This is a genomic window from Blautia marasmi (assembly GCF_900258535.1).
GTDB classification, from domain to species: Bacteria; Bacillota; Clostridia; order Lachnospirales; family Lachnospiraceae; genus Blautia; species Blautia hominis.
Window position 1 is genome coordinate 1 of the sequence record NZ_OIWX01000003.1, and the last position, 1873, is coordinate 1873.

At 48.6% G+C, this 1873-nt stretch carries 1 protein-coding gene; it reads left to right on the forward strand.

Features of this window, described 5'->3' with window-relative positions; all coding sequences use genetic code 11:
- Positions 1–318: 318 nt before the first annotated feature.
- Entirely contained in the window at positions 319–1248 is a 930-nt protein-coding gene (gene arcC, locus C6P39_RS27290; protein ID WP_104806058.1) for a carbamate kinase, read from the forward strand.
- Positions 1249–1873 lie beyond the last annotated feature (625 nt).

The following is a 1873-nucleotide window of genomic DNA, read 5'->3' on the forward strand; positions in this document are numbered from 1 at the left end:
ATTTCTAATTTCATTCACGATAATAGAAACCTCGCAAAGCGTGGCTTCTATTATTTAAATTTTCTTTAGAGATTTTCGTTTTATTTTAGAAAATCGTCATAGTTTCATCACATTTCTTCCCTATAATAGGTCTTGGATAGTTGATAAACCACTCACTATCTCCCCCCTCAAGTTGAAAAAGCCCGGTACGCGAGTATCGGGTTTTTTCTTTTTCCACGGTTGCTTTTTTTCAGCGCCCTGTTATAATAATAATCATCGTAACTCTTCATTATCTTCGCAGTTACTAAATTATTATACCGTTGAAAAGGGGTACTTTATATGACAAAAAAGAGAGTAGTAGTGGCATTGGGACACAGAGCATTAGGTACCACATTGCCTGAACAGAAAAATGCAACAAAAAGAACAGCAAAAATAATCGCCGACCTGGTGGAAGCAGGTGCCGATGTGATCATCACACACAGCAACGCTCCCCAAGTAGGGATGATCCATACAGCAATGAACGAATTTGGAAAAGTGCATCCGGACTACACTGCAGTCCCCATGTCTGTATGTGCAGCAATGAGCCAGGGCTACATCGGTTACGATGTGCAGAACGCCATCCGGGCTGAACTTTTAAGACGCGGCATTTACAAACCGGTGAGCACAATCCTCACACAGGTCACAGTCGACCCATACGATGACGCTTTCCACGAGCCGGTCAAAGTGATTGGAAGGACTCTGACCGAGGAGGAAGCAGAGGCCGAGGAGAAAAAAGGAAACTACGTGACAAAGACAGAAAACGGTTACCGCAGGATCGTAGCTGCACCAAAGCCACAGGACATTGTGGAGATTGACGCCATCCGTGCCCTAGCCGATGCAGGCCAGATCGTCATTGCCTGCGGCGGCGGCGGAATCCCTGTCCTGGAGCAGGGGGAGGAGCTTCACGGAGCCAGCGCGGTAATCGAAAAAGACCTCATAAGCGGAAAACTGGCAGAGATGCTGGATGCAGACGAACTCCTCATTCTCACCAGCGTAGAAAAAGTATCCATAAACTACAAATCCGACACAGAGCAATACCTGGACCACATAACCCCGGCAAAGGCCAGACAATACATGGAAGAGGACCAGTTCGAACCCTCCACCATGCGCCCAAAAATAGAAGCCTCCGTAAGCTTCATAGAAAAGAAAAAAGGCCGCAAAGCCATCATTACCTCCATTGACAAAGCCAAAGCCGCCTACCTGGGCAAAACAGGCACCATCATAGAATAGACACAACATCTGCCCGATGTCCTGCTGATACGGATAACCCATGCAGCAGCCTGTGACAAGAATCAGGTACTTTGCCCCTTGTCACAGCATACCCTAATACAAAAGAACTAAAGCCCCAACATTCCCGAACCGCCCCATCTCCAACTTGCGGCTGTCCCGAGAATCCCAGCTTTAGTTCTTTTCTTTTCCAACCGCCGGAAGTACGCCTGCACGCTGTCATCTACAAGAATCCCAGCTTTAGTTCTTTTCCTTTTCCAACTACCCTAAATGCAGACTATTCTTCCGCCAGAGAAAACCAGGTATGAGGGGTGGGGCGTGTATCTTTGTGGCAGCGAGGTTAAGTGGAAGGTTCTGTGAGATCCACCAATTACGGAGACTTAGGCGTGAGCCCCACTGGGCGAACGTCTTAGCCGCAGTTATTGGTTAGCTCACAGGTTCTGGAACGTCGAGCGGCCACAAAGATACACGCCCCGCCCCTCATACCGTCCCTCCCGCCAACACCCTCCCCCTCCCACCTAAACACATCTGACTCTGCCCACGATCTGTCGCACCATGGTATTACCCGCAGCATCAAAGCGGATGAAAAGCCCCCCTGTGATAGTATCTACTATCCGTGCGGTGTCTA

Excerpts from the sequence above, each read along its gene's own strand:
- arcC (WP_104806058.1), top strand. The coding sequence starts at position 319 with ATGACAAAAAAGAGAGTAGTAGTGGCATTGGGACACAGAGCATTAGGT.